The organism is Afipia sp. GW821-FHT14H12, assembly GCF_058803465.1.
Window position 1 is genome coordinate 1,221,945 of record NZ_JBXAOZ010000001.1, and the last position, 22,049, is coordinate 1,243,993.

The 22,049-nt window shown below is 61.3% G+C and carries 20 protein-coding genes; 9 read left to right on the forward strand and 11 right to left on the reverse strand.

Features of this window, described 5'->3' with window-relative positions; genetic code table 11:
• Positions 1-83 precede the first annotated feature (83 nt).
• From AC1RNA_RS06055 to AC1RNA_RS06075, 5 genes are read left to right on the forward strand one after another with little or no spacing between them, the layout of a single operon-like run.
• Positions 84-1,967: an extracellular solute-binding protein gene (locus AC1RNA_RS06055; protein ID WP_492950479.1), complete on the forward strand. Its 1,884-nt coding sequence runs from the start codon at positions 84-86 to the stop codon at positions 1,965-1,967.
• Positions 1,964-3,826: an extracellular solute-binding protein gene (locus AC1RNA_RS06060; protein ID WP_492950480.1), complete on the forward strand. Its 1,863-nt coding sequence runs from the start codon at positions 1,964-1,966 to the stop codon at positions 3,824-3,826. The genes AC1RNA_RS06055 and AC1RNA_RS06060 overlap by 4 nt, the downstream gene beginning before the upstream one ends.
• A gap of 3 nt (positions 3,827-3,829) precedes the next feature.
• Positions 3,830-4,936, forward strand: a complete 1,107-nt coding sequence (locus AC1RNA_RS06065) for a microcin C ABC transporter permease YejB (RefSeq protein WP_009337620.1) — start codon at positions 3,830-3,832, stop codon at positions 4,934-4,936.
• Positions 4,933-6,105: an ABC transporter permease gene (locus tag AC1RNA_RS06070; RefSeq protein ID WP_009337619.1), complete on the forward strand. Its 1,173-nt coding sequence runs from the start codon at positions 4,933-4,935 to the stop codon at positions 6,103-6,105. Before AC1RNA_RS06065 ends, AC1RNA_RS06070 begins: the two co-directional genes overlap by 4 nt.
• Before the next feature lie 5 nt (positions 6,106-6,110).
• Complete coding sequence (locus tag AC1RNA_RS06075; protein WP_492950481.1) at positions 6,111-7,748, forward strand: ABC transporter ATP-binding protein; 1,638 nt, start codon at positions 6,111-6,113, stop codon at positions 7,746-7,748.
• Positions 7,749-7,754: 6 nt separating this feature from the next.
• Here the strand turns inward: AC1RNA_RS06075 and AC1RNA_RS06080 are convergent, their stop codons facing one another.
• Both AC1RNA_RS06080 and AC1RNA_RS06085 read right to left on the reverse strand, forming a co-directional pair.
• A complete protein-coding gene (locus tag AC1RNA_RS06080) occupies positions 7,755-8,612 on the reverse strand; it encodes a C40 family peptidase (protein ID WP_492950482.1) in 858 nt (285 codons plus the stop codon).
• Positions 8,605-9,981, reverse strand: a complete 1,377-nt coding sequence (locus AC1RNA_RS06085; RefSeq protein WP_492950483.1) for a leucyl aminopeptidase family protein — start codon at positions 9,979-9,981, stop codon at positions 8,605-8,607. Before AC1RNA_RS06085 ends, AC1RNA_RS06080 begins: the two co-directional genes overlap by 8 nt.
• Positions 9,982-10,134: 153 nt before the next feature.
• Here AC1RNA_RS06085 and AC1RNA_RS06090 point away from each other — a divergent pair, with 153 nt between their 5' ends.
• Entirely contained in the window at positions 10,135-10,944 is an 810-nt protein-coding gene (locus AC1RNA_RS06090) for a tetratricopeptide repeat protein (protein WP_492950484.1), read from the forward strand.
• 64 nt (positions 10,945-11,008) lie between these two features.
• On the opposite strand, the gene AC1RNA_RS06095 is transcribed toward AC1RNA_RS06090, so the two are convergent.
• The 8 genes from AC1RNA_RS06095 to AC1RNA_RS06130 all read right to left on the reverse strand — a co-directional run bounded on the left by AC1RNA_RS06095 (position 11,009) and on the right by AC1RNA_RS06130 (position 19,066).
• Positions 11,009-11,986 (reverse strand): type II secretion system F family protein, encoded by a 978-nt coding sequence (locus AC1RNA_RS06095; protein WP_492950485.1) that lies wholly within the window; start codon positions 11,984-11,986, stop codon positions 11,009-11,011.
• A 10-nt stretch (positions 11,987-11,996) separates the two neighbouring features.
• Positions 11,997-12,971, reverse strand: a complete 975-nt coding sequence (locus AC1RNA_RS06100; protein WP_492950486.1) for a type II secretion system F family protein — start codon at positions 12,969-12,971, stop codon at positions 11,997-11,999.
• An 11-nt stretch (positions 12,972-12,982) separates the two neighbouring features.
• A complete protein-coding gene (locus AC1RNA_RS06105) occupies positions 12,983-14,449 on the reverse strand; it encodes a TadA family conjugal transfer-associated ATPase (protein WP_492950487.1) in 1,467 nt (488 codons plus the stop codon).
• An 18-nt stretch (positions 14,450-14,467) separates the two neighbouring features.
• Positions 14,468-15,733 carry a CpaE/TadZ family protein gene (locus AC1RNA_RS06110; RefSeq protein WP_009337611.1) on the reverse strand — a complete coding sequence of 422 codons (1,266 nt, stop codon included), beginning with the start codon at positions 15,731-15,733 and terminating at the stop codon, positions 14,468-14,470.
• The gene (locus AC1RNA_RS06115; protein WP_492950488.1) at positions 15,730-16,470 is read right to left on the reverse strand and encodes a CpaD family pilus assembly protein; all 741 of its coding nucleotides are present in this window, start codon (positions 16,468-16,470) and stop codon (positions 15,730-15,732) included. Before AC1RNA_RS06115 ends, AC1RNA_RS06110 begins: the two co-directional genes overlap by 4 nt.
• 20 nt (positions 16,471-16,490) lie before the next feature.
• Complete coding sequence (locus tag AC1RNA_RS06120) at positions 16,491-17,945, reverse strand: type II and III secretion system protein family protein (RefSeq protein ID WP_492950489.1); 1,455 nt, start codon at positions 17,943-17,945, stop codon at positions 16,491-16,493.
• A 133-nt stretch (positions 17,946-18,078) separates the two neighbouring features.
• The gene (locus tag AC1RNA_RS06125; RefSeq protein WP_492950490.1) at positions 18,079-18,603 is read right to left on the reverse strand and encodes an A24 family peptidase; all 525 of its coding nucleotides are present in this window, start codon (positions 18,601-18,603) and stop codon (positions 18,079-18,081) included.
• Between the two features lie 292 nt (positions 18,604-18,895).
• On the reverse strand, positions 18,896-19,066 hold the full coding sequence (locus tag AC1RNA_RS06130; RefSeq protein ID WP_492950491.1) for a Flp family type IVb pilin: 171 nt from the start codon (positions 19,064-19,066) through the stop codon (positions 18,896-18,898).
• 366 nt (positions 19,067-19,432) lie between these two features.
• Between AC1RNA_RS06130 and cpaB the strand changes: the two genes are divergently transcribed.
• The 3 genes from cpaB to AC1RNA_RS06145 all read left to right on the forward strand — a co-directional run bounded on the left by cpaB (position 19,433) and on the right by AC1RNA_RS06145 (position 21,552).
• Positions 19,433-20,254 carry a Flp pilus assembly protein CpaB gene (cpaB, locus tag AC1RNA_RS06135; RefSeq protein WP_009337605.1) on the forward strand — a complete coding sequence of 274 codons (822 nt, stop codon included), beginning with the start codon at positions 19,433-19,435 and terminating at the stop codon, positions 20,252-20,254.
• Between the two features lie 147 nt (positions 20,255-20,401).
• The gene (locus AC1RNA_RS06140) at positions 20,402-20,947 is read left to right on the forward strand and encodes a TadE/TadG family type IV pilus assembly protein (RefSeq protein WP_492950492.1); all 546 of its coding nucleotides are present in this window, start codon (positions 20,402-20,404) and stop codon (positions 20,945-20,947) included.
• A gap of 65 nt (positions 20,948-21,012) precedes the next feature.
• Positions 21,013-21,552, forward strand: coding sequence for a TadE/TadG family type IV pilus assembly protein (locus tag AC1RNA_RS06145; protein ID WP_492950493.1), 540 nt, complete (start codon positions 21,013-21,015; stop codon positions 21,550-21,552).
• 120 nt (positions 21,553-21,672) lie between these two features.
• Here the strand turns inward: AC1RNA_RS06145 and AC1RNA_RS06150 are convergent, their stop codons facing one another.
• The gene (locus AC1RNA_RS06150; RefSeq protein ID WP_002714433.1) at positions 21,673-21,885 is read right to left on the reverse strand and encodes a cold-shock protein; all 213 of its coding nucleotides are present in this window, start codon (positions 21,883-21,885) and stop codon (positions 21,673-21,675) included.
• Between the last annotated feature and the right edge of the window lie 164 nt (positions 21,886-22,049).

Below are 22,049 nucleotides of genomic sequence, written 5' to 3' on the forward strand. Positions count from 1 at the left end.
AAACCGACATAATGAACGCGGACGGTGAAGCGGTCGCGCACTGCCGCGTTGCGTTTATTTCACAACCAACAGGATTTTGACGGTTGCCGATTTCCCGACGCCAACTCCTTCGCAGCGGCGCGCTCGCCGCCTCGTTTTCTCTCCTCAACTCTGTCAGGCCGGCGTTCGCTGAAACTGCATCGCCCAAGGATGGCGCGTGGACGCACGGCCTGTCGCTGTTCGGAGACGTCAAGTATCCGGCAAATTTTCCGCATTTCGATTACGTCAATCCCACAGCACCCAAGGGCGGAGTTGTGCGGCAGACCGCGGTCGGCACGTTCGACAATTTCAATATGGTCGTCGCCGGCGTGAAGGGATCAATCGGCGCCATCGGAGAAATATACGAGGCGCTGACGGTGTCTTCGCTCGACGAAGTGTCCACCCAATATGGTCTGCTTGCGGAAGCGATGAGCTACCCGGCGGATTATTCGTCGGTCACCTACCGGTTGCGCAAGGAAGCGAAATGGCACGACGGCAAGCCGGTGACGCCGGACGACGTGATCTTCTCGCTCGAGGCGTTCAAGAAATATCATCCGTTTTATTCCGCCTATTATCGCCATGTGACGAAGGCGGAGAAGGCCGGGCCGCGCGAGATCAAGTTCACTTTCGATGCGCCGGGCAATCGCGAGCTGCCGCAGATTCTCGGCCAGTTAACGGTGCTCCCGAAACATTACTGGGAAGGCACGGGCAGCGACGGGAAGCCGCGCGACATCGGTGCGACCACGCTGGAGCCGCCTATTTCCAGCGGTCCCTACAAGATCAAGAATTTCGTGCCGGGCCGCACCATCGTGCTCGAGCGCGTGAAGGATTATTGGGGCAACGGCATCAACATCAATGTCGGCCGCAACAACTTCGACGAGTTGCGCTACGAATATTTCCGCGACTCCACGGTGGCGCTTGAAGCCTTCAAGGGCGATCAGATCGACTGGCGTTCGGAGAACAGCGCCAAGAACTGGGCGACCGCCTACGACTTTCCGGCGGTGACGGACAAGCGCGTGGTGCTGGAGGAATTCCCCAACCGCACCGTCGGCGTCATGCAGGCGTTCGCATTCAATATCCGGCGCGATAAGTTCAAGGACCCGCGCGTGCGGCGCGCGATGAACTTCGCGTTCGATTTCGAGGAAATGAACCGGCAGATCTTCTTCAGCCAGTACAAGCGCATTGCAAGTTACTTCGAGGGCACCGAGCTCGCGTCCAGTGGTCTGCCGCAGGGACGCGAACTTGAGATTCTCGAAACCGTTCGCGATCAGGTGCCGCCTGAGGTGTTCACCACGCAATATACAAATCCGGTTGGTGGATCGCCGGAGAATGTACGCAACAATTTGCGCGAAGGCCTGCGGCTTCTCAAGTCGGCAGGTTATGAGATCAAGGACCGCAAGCTCGTCGATGCCAAGACCGGCGCGCCATTCGAGCTTGAACTATTGACCTACGATCCGAGCTTCGAGCGGGTGCTGTTGTTCTTCAAGCCCTCGCTGGAGCGGATGGGCATGACGGTGAGTGTGCGCACCGTCGACGCGACCCAGTACGAAAACCGCCTGCGCAACTGGGATTTCGACGTGGTGGTGAATTCGTGGGCCGAGTCGCTGTCGCCGGGCAACGAGCAGCGTGAGTTCTGGGGCTCGCAGGCTGCCGATATGCCGGGATCGCGCAACATCATCGGCATCAAGAATGCTGCGATCGACAAGCTGATCGAGCGCGTGATCTACACCAAGGATCGCGAGGATCTTGTCGCGGCGACGAAGGCGCTGGACCGCGTGCTGCTCTGGCATCATTTCGTCGTGCCGCAATGGACCTATGGCAAGATCCGCACCGCGCGGTGGGATCGTTTCAGCCGTCCATCCGAGATGCCGAAATACGGCATGTCCGCGTTCCCTGAGATCTGGTGGTTCGACGCAGACAAGGCCGGCAAGATCGGGCGGCGGTCTTGACGCGGATTTCGCGCCGACATGTTCTGGTGCTTGGCGGCGGCGCCGCGGTGGCGGGCGTCCTCAAGCCTGCGATGGCTGATGATGCCGGATTCTCGCATGGCATGTCGGCGTTCGGTGACCTGAAGTACCCGAAGGACTTCAGGCAATTCGATTACGTCAACGCCGATGCGCCGAAGGGCGGCCTGTTCTCGACCATTCCGTCGAGCCGTTCCTACAACCAGTCGTTTCAGACCTTCAATTCTCTCAATGCCTTTATTTTGAAGGGCGACGGCGCCATCGGCATCGAGCAGACCTTTACCACGCTGATGATGCGCTCCGGCGATGAGCCAGATGCGATGTATGGCCTGGCCGCGGGCGGGGTGCAGATTTCTCCTGACGGCCTGACCTATCGCTTCAAGATGCGTCCCGAAGCGCGCTTTCACGATGGCACGCGGCTGACCGCGAAGGATGCGGCCTTCTCGTTGAGCGTCCTGAAAGAGAAGGGCCATCCGATCATCCGCCAGCAGATGCGTGACGTCATCAAAGCGGAAGCGCCGGACGACGCGACACTGGTGGTGACATTCGCGCCGAACCGCGCGCGCGATGTACCGCTCTATGTTGCCTCGCTGCCGATTTTCTCGAAGGCCTATTACACCAAGCAGCCGTTCGAGGAATCGACGCTGGAGGTGCCGCTGGGCTCGGGCCCTTATAAAGTCGGCAAGTTCGAGGTCGGCCGCTTTATCGAATACGACCGAGTGAAGGACTGGTGGGGCGCAGGCCTCCCCGTCGCGAAGGGCGCGTTCAACTTCGACACCGTGCGTTACGAATTCTATCGTGACCGCGATGTTGCGTTCGAGGGCTTTACCGCGCGCAATTATCTCTACCGCGAGGAATTCACCGCGCGCGTCTGGGCGACGCGCTACGATTTCCCCGCCGTCAAGGACGGGCGGGTGAAGCGCGAAACGCTGCCGGACGAGACGCCCTCGGGTGCGCAGGGCTGGTTCATCAACATGCGGCGGGAGCAGTTCAAGGACCCGCGAGTGCGCGAGGCGCTTGGCTGCGCCTTCGACTTCGAATGGACCAACAAGAGCATCATGTACGGTGCCTATGCACGCACCGTCTCGCCATTCCAGAATTCCGATTTGATGGCGACGGGTGCGCCCGGCGCGGATGAACTCAAGCTGCTCGAGCCGTTTCGCGGGCAAGTGCCGGATGAGGTATTTGGCGAGCCGTTCGTGCCGCCGGTGAGCGATGGTTCCGGGCAAGACCGCAAGCTGCTGCGCAAGGCAGCGCATCTGCTGCAGGAGGCGGGCTGGACTATCAAGGACGGCAAGCGCGTCTCGAAATCGGGCCAGCGCTTTACGCTGGAATTCCTGCTCGATGAGCCGTCGTTCCAGCCGCACCATGCGCCCTACATCAAGAATCTCGGCGTGCTCGGCATCGATGCCAGCCTGCGCATCGTGGACCCGGTGCAGTATCGTGCCCGCCGCGACGATTTCGATTTCGATGTCACCATCGAGCGGTTTTCGATGGCGTCGACGCCGGGCGAGGCGCTGCGGACGTTCTTCTCGTCGCAGGCGGCCGCGATCAAGGGCTCGAACAATCTGTCGGGTGTGGCTGATCCCGTGCTCGACGCGCTGATCGAGAAAATCATCGCGGCCAACAGCCGCGACGAGCTGCGCATCGCCTGCCATGCGTTCGACCGGGTGTTTCGCGCTGGCCGTTACTGGGTGCCGCAATGGTACCGTAACAATCACCCCATCGCGTATTGGGATGTGTTCGGGCATCCGGCAAAACTGCCGCGCTATGCGGGCGTGGGCGTGCCGGACCTGTGGTGGTACGATGCCGCGAAAGCATCGAAGCCCGAACAGGCGAGATAGCCGATGGCAGCCTATATTGCCCGCCGTATCCTGCTGATGGTGCCGACGCTGTTCGGCATCCTGTTTGTGTCGTTCGTCGTGGTGCAGTTCGCGCCGGGTGGTCCGGTGGAGCGGGTGATCGCGCAATTGTCGGGCGCCGACACCGGCGCAAGCTCGCGCATTTCGGGCGGCGGCGGCGATCTCGGTGCGCGCGGCGCGCCCGGCGCTTCGATGGATGCGGTGAACTCGAAATATCGCGGCGCGCAGGGGTTGGACCCCGAATTCATCAAGAGCCTCGAAAAGCAGTTCGGCTTCGACAAGCCTGCGCCGGAACGCTTCGCGCTGATGCTCTGGAATTTTTCCCGCTTCGATTTCGGCAAGAGCTATTTCCGCGACGTCAGTGTGCTGCAGCTCATCAAGGAAAAGCTGCCGGTGTCGATGTCGCTCGGCATCTGGATGACATTGTTGACCTACCTGATCTCGATCCCGCTCGGCATCCGTAAAGCGGTGGCGGACGGCTCGCGCTTCGATACATGGACCTCGGCGGTCATTATCGTCGGCTTCGCGATTCCGGGCTTCATGTTCGCGATCCTGCTCATCATCCTGTTCGCGGGCGGCTCGTTCTACGACATCTTCCCGCTGCGCGGGCTGACCTCGGACGGCTGGTCGCAATTCCCATGGTACTGGAAGATCATCGATTATTTCTGGCATCTCACGCTGCCGCTGCTGTCGATGGCGTTGAGTTCGTTCGCGACCATGACGCTGTTGACCAAGAATTCGTTTCTCGACGAAATCCGCAAGCAATATGTCATGACCGCGCGGGCCAAGGGTTGCAGCGAGCATCGCGTGCTCTATGGCCACATCTTCCGCAACGCGATGCTGATCGTGATCGCCGGTTTTCCTGGCGCGTTCGTCCATGCGTTCTTTTCCGGCTCGCTGCTGATCGAGACGATCTTCTCGCTCGACGGGCTCGGACTGCTCGGCTTCGAAAGCGTGCTGAATCGCGATTACCCCGTGGTGTTCGGCACGCTGTTCATCTTCTCGCTGGTGGGCCTTGTCGTGAACCTGATCTCCGATCTCACCTATATGTGGGTCGATCCGCGGATCGATTTTGAGGCGCGTCAGGCATGAGCGTGACTCCGCCCATTGAGACGCAAAGCCTGTCGCCGCTTGGAGAAGCGGTGCCGGCCTCGCAGCGTGGCCTGAGGTTGTCGCCGCTGAACCGGCGGCGCTGGCAGAATTTCAAGGCCAACCGCCGCGGCTTCTGGTCGTTCTGGATCTTCTCGATTCTGTTCATCGTCTCGCTGTTCGCGGAACTGATCGCCAATGATCGCCCGTTTCTCATTCAGTATGACGGCCATCTGTATTTTCCCGCCTTCGTCACCTACCCGGAGACGGCCTTCGGCGGGGATTTCGAGACGGCCGCGGATTATCGCGATCCTTATCTGCAGAAGCTGATTGCGGAGAAGGGCGGGCATATCGTCTGGCCGCTGATCCGCTATTCCTACGATACCCATAACCTCGATCTGCCGACGCCCGCACCGTCGAAGCCGACCTGGATGCTGACCGAGAAGGAATGCGCGCCGGTGGTGGAGCGCAAGGGACTGAAGAGCTGCCGCGATCTTGAATACAACTGGCTCGGCACCGACGATCAGGGGCGCGACGTGGTGGCGCGGCTGATCTACGGTTTCCGCATTTCGGTGTTGTTCGGTCTGGCTCTCACGATCATCTCCTCGATCGTTGGCGTCGCGGCGGGTGGCATTCAGGGCTATTTCGGCGGCTGGGTTGATCTCGGCTTCCAACGCTTCATCGAAGTGTGGACGGCGATCCCATCGCTTTATCTGTTGCTCATCCTGTCATCGATTCTGGTGCCGGGATTTTTCGTGCTGCTCGGAATCCTGCTGCTGTTCTCGTGGGTGTCGTTGGTCGGGCTCGTACGCGCGGAATTCCTGCGCGGGCGCAACTTCGAATACATTCAAGCGGCGCGCGCATTGGGTGTTTCCGACCGAGTCATCATGTTCCGGCATTTGCTGCCGAATGCGATGGTCGCGACCATGACGTTCCTGCCCTTCATCGTGTCCTCATCGGTGATGACGCTGACGGCGCTGGATTTCCTCGGCTTCGGCCTGCCGCCGGGCTCGCCGTCGCTGGGCGAGTTGTTGTCGCAGGCCAAGGCCAACATTCAGGCACCGTGGCTCGGCCTGTCCGGCTTCTTCTCGCTCGCGATCATGCTCTCTCTGTTGATCTTCATCGGCGAAGCGGTGCGTGACGCGTTCGATCCGCGCAAGACGTTCGAGTGAGGCCGATGGACACGACCTCACAGCCTTTGCTCGATGTGCAGGACCTCTCGGTCGCGTTCCGGCAGGGCGGCAGGACATCCGTTGCGGTCGACAGGATTTCGTTCTCGATCAATCGCGGCGAATGCGTCGCGCTGGTCGGCGAATCTGGTTCCGGGAAATCCGTCAGCGCGCTGTCGGTGCTGAAGCTATTGCCTTATCCAACGGCCTCTCATCCCTCGGGCAGCATCAAATTCAAGGGGCGGGATTTACTGCCGCTCGGCGAGAATGAGATGCGCGGCGTGCGCGGCAACGACATCTCAATCATCTTCCAGGAGCCGATGACGTCGCTCAATCCGCTCCACACTATCGAGGACCAGATCGGAGAGGCGCTGCTGCTTCATGGCGGCCTGCGCGGCAAGGCGGCACGCGCCCGCACGCTGGAGCTTCTGACGCAGGTCGGCATTCCCGATCCCGAGACCCGGCTGGGGGCCTATCCGCACCAATTGTCCGGCGGGCAGCGCCAGCGCGTCATGATCGCGATGGCGCTCGCCAACGAGCCGGACCTGCTGATCGCGGACGAACCGACGACGGCCCTTGATGTGACGGTGCAGGCGCAGATCCTCAAGCTGCTCGCCGATATTCGCACGCGTCTCGGCATGAGTCTTCTGTTCATCACCCATGATCTCGGCATCGTGCGGCGTATCGCCAATCGCGTCTGTGTCATGAACAATGGCAAGATCGTCGAGCAGGGTCCGGTCGAACAGGTGTTCACCGCGCCTCAGCACGATTACACCAAGGCGTTGCTGGCTGCCGAGCCGAAGCCCGATCCCGCGCCGCCGCGACCTGATAAACCGGTGGTGATGCAGGCGGACGATCTTAAGGTCTGGTTTCCGATCAAGCGCGGGCTGCTGCGCAAGACCGTTGGCCACGTCAAGGCGGTCGATGGCGTGTCGCTCGCTGTGCGCAAGGGCGAGACGCTCGGCGTCGTCGGCGAATCCGGCTCGGGCAAGACCACACTCGGCCTTGCGTTGTTGCGGCTGATTTCTTCAGAAGGCCCCATCGTGTTTCTCGGCAAGCCCATTCAGGGGCTGCGCTTCAAGGAAATGCGGCCGTTCCGGCGCGACATGCAGATCGTGTTTCAGGACCCTTACGGCGCGCTCAGCCCGCGCATGTCGGTGAACGATATTGTGGCCGAGGGGCTGAGCGTGCATCAGCCGTCATTGTCTGCGGAGGAGCGTGAGGCGCGCGTGGTCAAGGCGCTCACCGATGTCGGCCTCGATCCGCAAGTGCGGTTCCGTTACCCGCATGAGTTTTCGGGCGGGCAGCGTCAGCGCATCAGCGTGGCGCGTGCCATCGTGCTGGAGCCGGATTTCGTCGTGCTTGACGAGCCGACCAGCGCGCTTGACATGCTGTTTCAGGCGCAGATGGTCGACCTCTTGCGGAATTTGCAGCGCAAGCGCGACCTTACCTACATGTTCATTTCCCATGACCTGCGCGTGGTGGCCTCGCTTGCGAGCCATCTGATCGTGATGCGTCAGGGCAAGGTGGTGGAAAAAGGCGAAGCCTCCACGCTGTTCAAAAATCCGAAGACGGATTACACCCGCGCGCTGTTCGCGGCAGCGTTCAATATCGAGGCGGATGCGGCGATTGCTCCGGAGGCGTGAAGCGCCTTACTTCAAGCGTTTCACGCTCGTCACCTTGCTGCCCGCTGCTTCGATCCGCGCGATGGCCTGTCCAAAAGGTTCATGAGCCGTGGCCATCGCATAGGCATTGGCGTGGACCAGCATATCGTAGCCGCTGACGATGGCGACATGCCCTTTCCAGAACACCAGATCGCCACGCCGCAATTCGTTCCACTGCGTGGGCAGGACAGCCTCTCCCAAAGCGGTTTCCTGCATGTCGCTGTCGCGCGGAGCCTTGATCCCTGCGGCGGCCAGCGAGACTTGCACGAGGCCGGAGCAATCGATGCCCATATTGCTCTTGCCGCCCCAGAGGTAGGGCGTGCCGATGAAACGCTCGGCGACCGCGACGAAGTCATTTTCATGGGCAGCAAGCGTCGCAAGATGTCGTAAGGGAATGTAATGGTTCTGCGGCGTCACGGCGAAATTGTCGCTGGTTTTCACGATCGCGACGCGCGACCCGAGCGGCAGGCTTTCGGCCGGCGGCAGCTTGATGGATGGGCCGGGGAAAGCCAGCGTGCGCTGGACGATGACATGATGCGTCGGCGTCGTGCGTGGCTGGACCAGCGCTGATTCAGGCATCCAGCCGACATAGCCGTCGGCGTTCAACTGCCCCCAGGCCCAGCCTTCGCCGTCGCGATCGTAGATCGTGACGCGCTCGCCCTTCAGGGCCTGTGTGAGCAGCGTGGCGTTATGGGATGGCTCGCATCGCACCGGCGCGAGGGCATCGATCACCTCGTTCTCTTCGCCAACGACAAAGCGCGCGGCCTCCACTTTGCCTCGCAGGCACGAGGCCGCAAGATCGGACCGCGCGGGCGTGAGCCGTGGATCGGGCTTCGTCTCAGCCATAGCGTTCGCTCAACAGCTTGTAGAACGCGCGCGCGCCCTGGCACTCGCCGCCTTCGGGGCGGGCAGGCTTCGCGGCCGGCGTCCAGCCATAGATGTCGGCATGCAGCCAGCGCGTCCCGGCGGTCACGAAACGCTGCATGAACAGCGCGCAGGTGATCGAACCCGCGAAGCCGCCGGACGGTGCATTGTTGATATCAGCCACTTTGGAATCGAGCCACGCGTCGTAAGGCTGCCACAGCGGCAGCCGCCACAGCGGATCGTTCTCCTGCCGCGCATGACGCGCGACATCGGTAGCGAGCGCTTCATCGTTGGTGTAGAAGGGCGGCAGGTCCGGACCGAGCGCCACGCGCGCGGCGCCCGTGAGCGTGCCCATGTCGATCAGCAGATCGGGGTTTTCTTCGCAGGCCAAAGTGAGCGCGTCGGCCAGCACGAGGCGGCCTTCGGCGTCTGTGTTGCCGATTTCGACGGTCAGTCCCTTGCGCGAGCGGAACACGTCCAGCGGACGGAAGGCATTACCGGCGACGGAATTCTCCACCGCCGGAATCAGCACCCGCAGCCGCACCTTCAGCTTGGCGGCCATCACCATCCGCGCAAGTGCGAGTACGTTGGCCGCGCCGCCCATGTCCTTCTTCATGATGAGCATGGCGCTGGAAGGCTTGAGGTCTAGGCCGCCGGTATCGAAGCAGACGCCCTTGCCGACTAGCGTAACCTTCGGATGAGAGGCATCGCCCCAGGTGAAATCGATCAGGCGCGGCGCGCGGGTCGAGGCCATGCCGACGGCGTGGATCAGCGGAAATTCACGCGCCAGTTCCTCGCCGCCGACGCAGCGCCAGGCTGCGCCAAATTCATCGGCCAGTGTTTTGGCTGCGTCCGCGAGTTCCTCCGGCCCCATGTCGTTCGGTGGGGTGTTGATGAGATCGCGCGCGAGCGTGGCGGCATCCGCCATGCGCGCCAACTCATCGGCGTCGGCGCCTTCCGGGGGGACGAGGCTGACGCCGTAGGGCTCCGCCTTTTTGTAGCGGCTGAACCGGTAGCTGCCGAGCGCGAAGGCGAGCGTGGCAAGGCGCACGTCATGCGGCGCGTTGCCGAAGTGGTAGGTACCCTTCGGCAGCTTGGCGGGCAATTGCCCGGGGCGGAACGGGTCGGCCGTGGCGGCATCGTCCTCCAGTCCGAACAGGACAAGGCCGAGCTTGCCGTTCTCGCCGGGCAAAGTGAGACATTCGCCGGGTTTCGCGGAGAAACCATTAGCCGTCGCGAATTCGCGCGCTGGCGCGGGCAGGTTTGCAGCGACTTTGTCCCAGGTAGATGTCGTGGCGAACAGGATGGGTGTGGCGGAGGAAGCAGGAGTGGTCGAGAATGGGGCGGGCATCAGGCAACTCGGGATGGAATCTGCGGGCGCGAAGCGCGGTCGAGAATGGGTGTATCACGCCGTCGGCAAAATTAACCACTCATTAGGGTTAACAATTTACTGCTGAAGGATCGGCTGAATCCCGTCGTCCATCTTGTCTTGAGCGAACGCGCCATGCGTCAATCACCCCGTCTTGCCCGGTTTCTCGGCTCGGTCGGCTTTCTGACCATCGCCGCGGTTGGCCTTGCCGGTTGTCAGACGACAGGGGTGCCGGACATCACGGGATCGATCGGCAGCAAGGCCAGTGCCTCTGCGCCGGAGACGGACACTCGCCGCGCAGTCGAGGTCTATGGCGAGAAATATCGCGCCAATCCGAAAGACCTCGACACTGGGCTGCGCTACGGACAGGCCTTGCGCGCCAATGGCCAGCGCGAGCAGGCGGTGGCGGTGCTCGAACAGACAAATCTCACCCATCCCGGCAACCGCGAGGTGCTCGGTGCCTATGGCCGGGCGCTGGCCGAGAACGGCGACTTCAAGCTCGCCTTCGATGTGCTGTCGCGCGCGCACACGCCGGCCAATCCGGACTGGCGCATTCTCTCGATACAAGGCGCAGTGCTCGATCAGATGGGCAAGCCCGAGGAAGCGCGGCGTTATTATGCAAGCGCGTTGAAGATCAGGCCGGATGATCCCTCGGTGCTGTCCAATCTCGGGCTGTCCTACGTGCTCACCAAGGAGTTGCCTCAAGCGGAGGCGACGTTGCGCCGCGCTCAAAAGCTCGCGCCGAATGATTCCCGTATCCGGCAGAACCTCGGGCTTGCGCTCGGCCTGCAGGGCCGCTTCGCGGAAGCCGAGGCTATCGTGCAGGCGGACCTGCCCCCGGATCAAGCCGCTGCCAATGTCGCCTACCTCAAGGACATGCTGAACAACGGGCAGGCCGGCAAGACGCCCGCTCGTCCGCGTAGCGTTGCATCGTCGCGGTCCTGAAAATTATCGATTTTGAGAAACAAGTGCAGACCCTGCCTCGGCGGCGGCAAACCGCCGTCGCAGGTCAGTGCATGTAGGCCGCGACCTTGATGCCGGTCGGCCCGAGAATGACCACGAACAGGATCGGCAGGAAGAACACGATCATCGGAACCGTGAGCTTCGGAGGCAGAGCCGCGGCTTTCTTCTCGGCTTCGGTCATGCGCATGTCGCGGTTTTCCTGCGCCATGACGCGCAATGTCTGGCCGAGGGGCGTGCCGTAGCGCTCCGATTGCATCAAGGCCATACACACCGATTTCACGCCGTCGATCCCGGTACGCTTCTGCAGGTTCTCGTATGCGGTCTTGCGGTCTTGCAGATAGGACAGTTCCGCGGTCGTCAGCGTGAATTCCTCGGCGAGGGCCACGGACTGCGATCCGATCTCGAAGCTGACCCTGCGGAAGGCTGCTTCGATCGACATGCCGGATTCGACGCAGATCAGGAGAAGGTCCAGCGCATCGGGGAAGGCGCGCTTGATCGAGAGCTGGCGCTTGCTGATCGCGTTTTTCAGAAACAGCATGGGGGCCTGCATGCCGAACCAGGCCGCGCCGATGCAGATGCCAATTTTGACCAGTGTAGTCTGATTGAGCTTCAGGATCACGAAGATATACAGCGCGGTCACGGCCAGAAGGACGATCGGGGTCACCATGCGGAAAAACAGGAAGGTGATGTAGGGCGCATGGCCGCGATAACCGGCCATAACCAGTTTTTCCTTGGCTTCCTCCTGCGCGAGCCATTTGCCGAGGTTGAAATCGTGGACGATCTTGCCGATGAACTGTTTTGGGCTTTGCCGCAGCGTGACCCTCTCACTGTTGTTCATGCGTTCGCGTTCGCGCTGACGGATGCGCTCGCGCTCGTTGGCGACCGCTTTCATTCGCCGCGTCAACCCGTCGCTGGCGAACAGGGGAGAGATCAGGGCATAGGCCGTAGCGCTCGCGGCGATTGCGGCAAACACCATCGTCAGGAAGCGAACGTCTTGGACTTTATCGATCAACATATCGAGCATGACGTATCCATCAGAAATCGAAGTTGATCATTTTTTTCATCACGAGAATGCCGGCGGTCATCCAGACGGCGCAACATGCGAGCATGAAGCGGCCCGTCGGATGGGTCCACAGCAGCGAAATGTAATCCGGCGACATGATGTAGACGATAATCATGACGACAGGCGGCAGCGCGCCGATAATCGCGGCAGAAGCTTTCGCTTCCATCGACATCGCCTGAATCTTGGCTTTCATTTTCTTGCGGTCGCGCAGCACCTTGGACAGGTTGCCGAGCGCCTCGGACAGGTTGCCGCCGGATTTTGTCTGGATGCCGATCACGATGCCGAAAAAGTTCGCCTCCGGTAGCGGCATACGCTCGTAAAGGCGCATGCAGGCTTCGCCGAGCGGCATGCCGATACTCTGGGTCTCGATGATGGCGCGGAATTCCGAGCGCAGCGGCTCTGGCGAATCGTTGACGACCACCTTGAGCGAGTCGAACAGCGGAAGGCCTGCCTTCACGCCGCGGACGATGACATCGACGGCATCGGGAAGCGCCTCCAGAAACTGCTTCTCGCGGCGGCGTTTCAGATAGCTCAGGACCCAGCGCGGCAGGCCCAGCCCGGCGGAGAGGGCGAGCGCGGCCGTTGCGATCAAATTTGCGCCGGTCACGAAGCAAATGAAGAACACCAGGAGTCCAAGAGCAGCCGAACCGATGATGAACTGCCGCCTGCTCCAGCTCACGCCGGCCTGGGCCAGCCGTGTGTTGAGCGGAACCTTCTTGGCCTGCTTGGCACGGTCTTCCACATCCTTCAGTGTGTCCTCGACCTGCTCGCGGCGCGAACGCTGATTGCGATCGATGCGCCGTGTCGCAGCTTCGGTGCGAGAGAAGGAAGCGCGGCGCTTCTCGGCCTGCCGTTCGCCGGACAGGAGAGGATACAGAAACACCCAGGCAAGGCCGCCCAGCGTCACCGCGCTCATGAATGCAATCGCAAGGGTCTGAATCTTCATGAGATCACCCCTTACCGTGTTGGATCTGGCGCTTCCGCCGCGTCGAGCGCCGCGGCGAGCCGCTTTTCCTCACCATAGTAGCGCGCGCGATCCCAGAAGCGCGGACGTCCGATGCCGGTCGAGCGATGCCGGCCGATGATGTTGCCGTTGATATCCTCGCCCGTGATGTCGTAGACGAAAATATCCTGGGTGATGATGGTGTCGCCTTCCATACCCATCACCTCGGTGACGTGCGTGATGCGGCGGGAGCCGTCGCGCAGGCGGGCGGCCTGGACGATGACATCGATCGAGGCACACATCATTTCGCGGATGGTGCGCGAGGGCAGTGAATAGCCGCCCATCGTGATCATGGATTCGCAGCGGGAAAGAGCTTCGCGCGGGTTGTTGGCGTGCAGCGTTCCCATCGAGCCGTCATGGCCGGTGTTCATCGCCTGCAACAGATCGAACGCCTCGGGTCCGCGGACTTCGCCGACGATGATGCGTTCGGGGCGCATACGCAGACAATTCTTGACGAGATCGCGCATGGTGACCTGACCCTCGCCCTCGATGTTCGGCGGGCGGGTTTCAAGGCGCACGACATGCGGCTGCTGGAGCTGCAGTTCGGCCGCGTCTTCGCAGGTGATGATGCGCTCGTCTTCGTCGATATAGTTGGTCAGGCAGTTCAGCAGCGTGGTTTTGCCGGAGCCGGTGCCGCCGGAGATCAGCACGTTGGCACGGCAGCGGCCGATGATCTGCAGGATCTGCGCGCCTTCCGGCGAGATCGCGCCGAAATTAACGAGCTGGTCGAGCGTCAGCTTGTCCTTCTTGAACTTGCGGATGGTGAGCGCGGGACCGTCGATGGCGAGCGGCGGCACAATCGCGTTGACGCGGGAGCCGTCGGCGAGGCGGGCGTCGCAAATCGGGGAGGATTCGTCGACGCGGCGGCCGACCTGGCTCACGATGCGCTGGCAGATGTTGAGGAGCTGCTGGTTGTCGCGGAAGCGAATCCCGGTCTTCTGGATCTTGCCGGCGACTTCGATGAACACCGTGCCGGCGCCGTTGACCATGATGTCGGCGATGTCGTCGCGGGCGAGCAATGGTTCCAGCGGGCCGTAACCCAGCACGTCGTTGCAGATGTCGTCGAGCAGTTCTTCCTGCTCGGCGATCGACATCACGATGTTCTTGATCGCGATGATCTCGTTGACGATGTCGCGGATTTCCTCACGCGCCGACTCGGCATCGAGCTTGGCGAGCTGGGCAAGGTCGATCGCTTCGATCAGCGCGCCGAAAATCGTCGCCTTGACCTGATAATAGCTCTCGGAGCGGCGTGACTCGTTGACAGGCGGTGGAGCTGATCGCGCGGGCGCCAGCGGAGGTGCTGCCGCTTTCGGCACGTCGATGACCGGCGCGCGCGGGGCCGCCGCCGCAGGCTCCGCCGGCTTTACGACGGCGCTTCCGGGCCGGAAGTCCGTGTCTACTCCGCTACGCTTGCCAAACACGCTCTACCTCAAGCCAGATTATTTCCGGCGCAACTTTCCGAGAAGGGGGGCTAAAAATGAGTGACCTGATTTCTTGGAGTCGCCGCGGCCGGTGAGGCGCTGCGCGATCTGCAGGAACATCTCGGCGGTCCGGTGATTGGCCGAGATTTCCGCGATCATTTGACCGTTGTTAGCGGCGGACCCGAAAATCTGCGGTTCGAACGGAATCGAAACGATCGGGTCGTTCTCGATGGCCTTGGCAAATTCTCCGGCCTTGATCTCGGGTCGCTTCGGAATCCCGACCTGATTGAGGCAATAGATCGGCGCGCGGTCGTTCGGGCGGGCGGCCTTCAGCGTGTCGAACATGTTCTTGGTGTTGCGCAGATTGGCGAGGTCCGGCGCAGCCACGATCAGGATGTCGTCGGCTCCAACAAGTGCGCGCTTGGTCCAGCCGGACCACTGATGCGGAACGTCGAGGACGATGCAGGGCATGGTGGTGCGCAGCGTGTCGAAGATCGCGTCAAAGGCGTCGTTGCCGAAATCATAGACCCGGTCGAGCGTGGCGGGTGCCGCGAGCAGGTTGAGGTGGTCCGTGCATTTCGACAGCAGGCGATCGAGGAAGGCGGTGTCGACGCGATCCGGCGAGAACACAGCATCGGCGATGCCCTGCGGCGGGTCCTGATTGTAGTCGAGCCCGGCCGTGCCGAAGGCGAGGTCGAGGTCCGCAACCACCGCATCCAGCGCCAGGTCGCGGGCGATCGCCCAGGCGACATTGTGAGCGATGGTGGAGGCGCCAACGCCGCCCTTGGCGCCGACGACGGCGATGATGCGGCCGACGGCCTTGGCTTCCGGGGTCGTGAACAGGTTGCAGACCGAGCGCACGATATCGAGCGGGCCGACAGGCGAGATCACGTAATCGCTGACGCCACGTCGCACGAGTTCGCGATAGAGCGTGACATCGTTGATGCGGCCGATGACGACAACGCGCGTGCCTGCGTCGCAAACCGCTGCAAGCTGGTCGAGGCCGGACAGGATTCCCGTCTCGCTCTCGGTCTCGAGAAGAATGACGTTGGGTGTTGGCGCTGTGCGATAGGCCTCGATCGCGGCGGCCATGCCTCCCATCTGAATCTTGAGATGTGCCTTGGCAAGCCGCCGGTCTTCGCACGCTGCTTGCACGGCAGCGGCGGTCTCGACGGTTTCGCAGAACGCCTGCACGGACACGCGCGGCGCAGGAGCGATATGCTCCTCCACCGCCGCCTGACTGGTCTCGTCGTTCTGCTCGCCCTGACGCGCGTAACTGATCATTTGCCTACCGTGCTGAGTTTGGCTTTTTCGGCCTCGGGGTAATCGGTCGCAGTCGTCTGTCCGTTGCGATACTTGGCGAAAGCTTCGGTGCGGCGCGCCGAATTCGGCGGGGTCTCCGCGCGCGGCTGAACGAGATCTGCCGGATTGGCGACCATCGCGGCCATGTTGCGCTGATAGGCGCAGCCGAAATTCTGGTAGGAGCGGTTCTCGAAATAGGACTTGTTCTTGACCGAGGGGCCAAGATCTTCCGGCCAGAGTCCGCAGGGGCCAGCATCCGCAATGATTCGCGCATAACGCACGCGAACCGGCGCGAATTGGCGCGGATCGTTCGGGTGATAGGGCATGACCCTGATCCCTTTCGGCGGAATGCCGGCGGCGGCCAGAATGTTCTGGATGTCGCGAACCGTCACGCTTGCGGCCTGCGCGTTCGGCGTGCCGGTCGGAACGTCGATCGTAATGGCCCCGGTGCCTTCGCTGAGCCACGACTGGGAGAGTCCGACGATATCGGCGCGCTGCGCCGTCGTCAGTCCGCCACGCGCATGGCCGACAAAAATCTCCGTCGTCTTGCTGGCTTCCTGAATGACGATCGGGTGGCGCAGCCGGTAGTCGTCGGGTAGCGAGCCGGTCACGATCTCGGCTTCCTGGCTGTGCATGCACCCGCCGAGCATGGTGAGGCTCACCAGCGCCAGTGCGGCCATAGCCGTGGTGGAGGAGAGGTTGGATACGCGTTTGCTCATGATCGAAATCCTGTCCAACCTTAATCGGTAATGAAGCCGTACTTGCCGCGATAGTTGCTGCTGGCCTGGCCTTCGCGGCGCGGCACACCATAGATACGGGTGATGTTGCCGAGCAGGACGGTCTGCGGGTCCGATGCCGAAGCGAAACCGTCGTCAGGCCGCGACAGATCCTTCTGTGCCACGGCGCGCACCACGTAGGGGGTCACCAGCACCATCAGTTCGGTCTGGTTGTTGATGAAATCGCGGCTGCGGAACAGCGTGCCGAGCACCGGCAGCTGCGCGAGGCCCGGCAGGCCGTTGATCGCCTGCTTGGTCTGCTCCTGGATGAGGCCGGCCATCGCCATCGAGCCGCCCGAGGGAATTTCGAGCGTGGTTTCGGCGCGGCGGGTTTTAATGGAAGGAATCGTCATGCCGCTGACCGTGAGCGAATTGTCGTTCGATATTTCCGAGACCTCGGTCATGACCCGCAGACTGATTCGGCCTTCGGTCAGCACGACCGGTGTGAAGTTCAGTGAGATGCCGAATTTCTTGAAGGCGATGGAAGGCTGGCAATTGCTTGAGGTGCCGGCTGCCGTTTGGCAGGTGATGCCAGTGGGAATCGGGAATTCGCCACCTGCGATGAACGTGGCGCTTTCACCGGAAATAGCGGTCAAATTCGGTTCTGCGAGGGTGCGGACCACGCCTGCGCTTTCCATCGCACGCAATGTCGCTTTCACCGAAGGCGCGGAGCCGAACGACGTGGAAATCGCATTATCGGGCGCCAGCGCGTGGCCGAGCGCGCTGAACTGGTTGGCATTGTTGAAATCCACCACGGCCGTGCCGTAGCTGAATTTACCGCTCAGATCGACGCCGAGCTGTTTGACGATGTTGCGCTGGACTTCCGCGACGGTGACTTTCAGCATCACCTGGTCGCGGCCGCGAACCGTGATGTTGTTGACGACGAGATCGTTGGCCTTGGAGGGACCGCCGATCAGGCGCGCGGCGAGTTCGTAAGCCTGCTGCGCTTCGGCCTGGTTGGCGGCGCTGCCGGTCAGCACCACGCCATCGCCCAGGCCTTCGACCTGGATGTCGGATTGTGGCAAGGCCTGATGGATCGCGGTGCGGATGCCGTTGAGATCACGGGTCACGGCAACGTCGTAAGCGGCCATCTGCTGGCCGTCGGCGTCGAAGAAGATGATGTTGGTCTGGCCGACGGCGGCGCCGATGATGTAGGCGCGCCGGGACGAGCGCACGACCGCGTTGGCGATTTTTGGGTCCGCCACCAGGACGTCCTTGACGTCGCGCGGCAGGTCGACGACCAGCGACTTGCTGATGCCGAGCCTCAGCGATCTTGCGTTCAACGAATCCGCGGATGAGGTACTGGCGGAGGCGACCTGGTAGTCCGTTGCCAGAACAGGCGAAAGGGATGAGTTAAGAATGAGAGCGGAGACGGCCACGAACGACAGAGCGCGGGCAATCAAGGGGGCGGTCTTCATACGCTTCACTTTCCACATCACGCGGCGACGGCTCTGTCGCTGTGAGGGGATTTGACCAGTTATTCGTCAAAGCATGGTTAATGAGGCGTATCTAAATCGGGTTAATGGAAGCTTTATCGCTCGCCGTCGCGGCTCACCGCATTGCGAGTTGGAACAGATCAACCGCCCTAGTCCAGTCCGTGTCCGGATAGATCAGAAGCGCCGCGGCGGCGAGGGCAATGCCGTAGGGGATGCCGGTGTCCTTGCCATGGAGTCTCACCAGCCAATCTTGACCCAGGAGCCAGGTCGGCAGCGTCCAGTTGCGGAACTGTAAGATCGCCAGGGTGAGAACGCCGCCGAGCACCGATGCGAGCAGAAGATAATCGAGCAGATAGCCGAATCCGAACCACAGCGCGGTAGCGGCCGCCACCTTGGCATCGCCGCCGCCGATCCAGCCGAACGCAAAGCAGGCAAAGGCAATCATGAGGACGCTCAGCCCGGCGAGAGCATGCCAGCCGATCGCCTCCCAGCCCATTCCAGTGACGATGGCGAGAGCGAAGAACCCCGTGATCAGCAGCAGCGATACGCGGTTGGAAATGGTCATGGTGAGAAGGTCGCTGGCAGCGGCAAACGCCATCAGCGCGGGAAACAGAAACAGGCGCGCTAGGTCCAGCAGCATGGCGTCTCGCAGATTGTTCGGAGCGTTCTCGCGAAGACTAGATGTCAGACGTGAACAATCACCAAACGCTTAGGATTCTGAAAGCAAGAATCACGCAGGCCAAGCCGAGCCCGGCGCAGATGAGCAATAGCCCTTCCAGATCGTGCGCAACTGTCGTGCGCTGGAACAGGCTTGTGCCCTGATGGCGCGGCGCCGGCTGGACTTTCACGTCGAGATTCCGCGGTGTCATGCGTTACGCGGACGCAAAAAGGCTTCGGTTTCCCGAAGCCTTTGCTGCATCCTTGGAGGCTTATTAGTTGCCGGCCAGCTTGCCGTTGATGTTCGTGAAAACGCCGTTCAGCGTGCTGCCGAGAGTCTGCACAGCGCCGATGATGACGACGGAAATGCCGGCGGCGATCAGCGCGTATTCGATAGCGGTGGCGCCGGATTCGTCCTTGACGAAGCGAGCGAGCAGGTTGGTCATTGGAGACTCCATAAAATGTATTTACGTGGCTGTCTGTTTCAGTTGGTCCATCCGGAGCGGGTGGGCACCGAGGCCAAGCGCGAGACTAAAATCGAGGAATTGCATCGCAGTTAATTCGATTGCGGAAAGTCGCCTGTATCAGGCTCTTCTTGCACACGGTAAATGCGGCGTTAAACCAATGTATCGCATTTGAATGGCGCTGAATTGATGCATGAAAATTGAGAAAATAAGAGACGAAGTGTCGTTGGGAATTTCGTTGCGGCCAATACATCATTGAATATTTGCAGTTCATTCATCAATTAACGTCAGATTTGCCATACCGGGTCGTCTTTAGGCCCCTGTACAGTTGCGTAAGAGAGTAAGCAGATGAACACCGCGCGTGTTGTGGTGCTGGCCATTGCCGTCAGCGCCGGTGGCGTTGCAGCCTTCCTCGCCAGTGGATCGGATCAGAAGCCGGCGCCCCGTGTCGCTGCTCCGGTGCCGCAACTGGAAACCACGGATGTGCTGGTGGCAAAGAGCGATATCCCGCTTGGCCAGACCATCACCGCCGATGACATGAAGTGGCAGTCCTGGCCCGCCGCGACGGCAAGCTCGAGCTTCGTCAAGAAGAGTGAACGCGCCGACGCTATCAAGGATATGACCGGTTCGATCGTGCGCTCGCCCTTCCTTGCCGGCGAACCGATCCGCGAAACCAAGCTGGTGAAGGCGAATGGCTCGGGCTTCATGGCGGCCATTTTGCCGAGCGGCATGCGGGCGATCTCGACGGAAATCTCGCCGGAAACCGGCGCTGGTGGCTTTATCCTGCCCAACGATCACGTCGATGTGTTGCTGTCCCGCCGCCAGAAGAGCCGTGAGGGAAATGGTGAGAGCGTCAGCTCGGAGATCATCCTGAGCGATGTGCGGGTCCTCGCGATCGACCAGACGGTCGAGGAAAAGAACGGCCAGAAGGTCGTCGTCGGCAAGACCGCGACGCTGGAGCTCAAGCCGGCCCAGGCAGAAACGCTGGCACGTTCCCGGCAGAGCGGAACGCTGTCGCTTGCCCTGCGCAGCCTCGTCGATGCCAATAAGCCCGGCAAGGTCGAGGATGCGAGCGACGAGAAACTGATTACGGTCTATCGGGGCGGCGGCGAGCGTGAAACCTATAATTGCTCGACGTCGTGCAAGAAGCGCAGCAGCGATGGCGGCTAACGCCGCTCTTTCACAGTTCCGGAAGAAACTGGTTACCATTTTCTTAACCGTGCCCCTTGCCTTGTCCGGATCGGGCGCAAGCATTCGACAATCTCTGTCGGTTAGTCTCGGCGGTAGCTATTTAATGGCCCGACTGAGGATAACACGATGCCCGCGCCGTCGCCGCGCACGCTGCACCTGAGGGATGTTTTCCGCCGCTTTGGTATGAACCGGAGGGGCAGCGCGGCGGTTCAATTTGCTATGGTCGCGCCGCTGTTTTTCGCATTGCTGTTCGCGATCGTCGAAGTCGCGATGATGTTCTTTGCCACGCAAGTTCTCGAAACAGGTACGCAGGACACCGCGCGCCTGCTTTTGACGCATCAGGCGCAAGACCAGCAGATGACTGCCGAACAGATTCACGACAATCTGTGCGGCAGGGTTCAATTCCTGCTGACATGCAGCGGCATCTACCTCGACGTGCGAGCCTATCCCGCCGGCGATGCTTTCACTGTGCCGACACTGTTCGATGGAGCAGGAAACGCCACCAACAATTTCACCTATCAGCCGCCGGCTGCAGGGAGCGCCAGCATTGTCGTGGTGCGGACGTTTTACAAATGGCCGCTCCTGATCACGAACCTCGGTTTCTCGCTGGCGAATATCGGAGCTGACAAGCGGCTTATATCTTCGACGACGGCGTTTCGTGTCGAGCCATAGTGCGATCTGGAATCATGCGAATGTCGCTTTATCGAATGGCTGAACGGTTGAATGCGTGCAGGTTGGTGCGCGATGTACGCGCTGTAGCGGCCGTGGAGTTCGCCGTCATTCTCCCCATCGTTCTGATGCTGTTTTTCGGAACGATCGAAGTGTCGACTGGGGTTGCCGTCGACCGCAAGGTCATCATCCTGACGCGTACGCTGTCCGACCTGATTTCGCAGGCAACATCAATCACCGATACGGACCTCAGCAATGCATTCAATATATCGTCTGCGGTGATGGCGCCTTATTCCAACGCTCCGGTGCAGGCAAAGATCTCGCAGGTTTTCATCGACACCAACGGGATCGCCAAGGTCAAGTGGAGCAAGGCGTCGAACACATCGGCGCGCGGCTGCAACGAGGTGGTGACCACGCTCGTCCCCAGCGGCATCGCTATCGGAGGCACCTATCTCATCATGAGCGAGGTGGCTTACGATTATACACCGGCTGCCGGAATGAACGGCGGGAGCTTCACGCCACCGACATTCCATCTGAGCGATAGAACCTTCACCCGCCCGCGGCAGACGGACTCGGTGGCTTATCCCTCAGCTCCGGTTTGTAACTGAGTGGAGCGCGATTCACGCGCGCCTCACAGGCCTCAAGTCATCAAGTTAAAGGCCGTCAAACTAAAAAGACCGCGCAGAGCGCGGCCTTAATAGATCACCGAAATATCGGCGAGATCGGTTTTAACCGGCCGCGCGAAGATTATCGGCAGACGACTTGCCCGAACGGCGATCGGCAACGATTTCGTAGCTGATCTTCTGGCCTTCGCGCAGCGTGCCGAGGCCAGCGCGTTCAACGGCGCTGATGTGGACGAACACGTCGTTGCCACCATCATCCGGCTGAATGAAGCCGTAGCCCTTGGTCGCGTTAAACCACTTCACTGTTCCCATGCTCACGTGGGTAGTTCCTCTCAAGTAGATGTCTAATAACCCGTGTCGCCACGGGTTGGTGAGATCGAAATTTGGAAGAGGTCGTCAGCGCTAACCGGCTATACCGGGGATAGCTATTGTCGTCCGGCCGAAATTCGATTGGGCGATATTATTCGAAAGAAGCCCCCAAA